Genomic DNA, 445 nt, shown 5'->3' with positions numbered 1-445 from the left:
CTATCAGCAGTTTGGTAATAACCGTATTTTCGCCTCGGCGGCGTATAACGCTGGGCCGGGGCGCGTGCGCACCTGGCTTGGCAATAGCGCCGGGCGTATCGATGCCGTAGCGTTTGTCGAAAGCATTCCCTTTTCGGAAACGCGCGGCTACGTGAAAAACGTTCTGGCCTATGACGCTTACTATCGCCACTTTATGGGGCAGAAAGAGGCCTTAATGAGCGACTCTGAGTGGCAGCGGCGGTATTAATGCAGACGGGTTATGTTATCATTTGTACTCGTGTAACAGTACAAACGGCGGTATAACATGACCCAGCATTCCCCTTATTCATCGGCTATCGCCGAACAACGTAATCAGGAGTGGCTTCGTTTTGTGGAGTTACTCCGTCAGGCATATGCAGAGGATCTGCATCTGCCTTTATTACAACTGATGCTTACGCCGGACGAG

General features: G+C 51.9%; 1 protein-coding gene. It reads left to right on the top strand.

Annotation, left to right across the window (positions count from 1 at the left end):
• Positions 1-247: transglycosylase SLT domain-containing protein (locus tag RAD16_RS41270; protein ID WP_458163712.1), on the top strand; the 247-nt coding region annotated here is incomplete at its 5' end.
• Positions 248-445 lie beyond the last annotated feature (198 nt).

It is taken from the genome of Bradyrhizobium sp. 18BD, from assembly GCF_054185225.1.
Note: the sequence above shows the minus strand (reverse complement) of the source record. Positions and strands in the feature narration are given on the sequence as shown.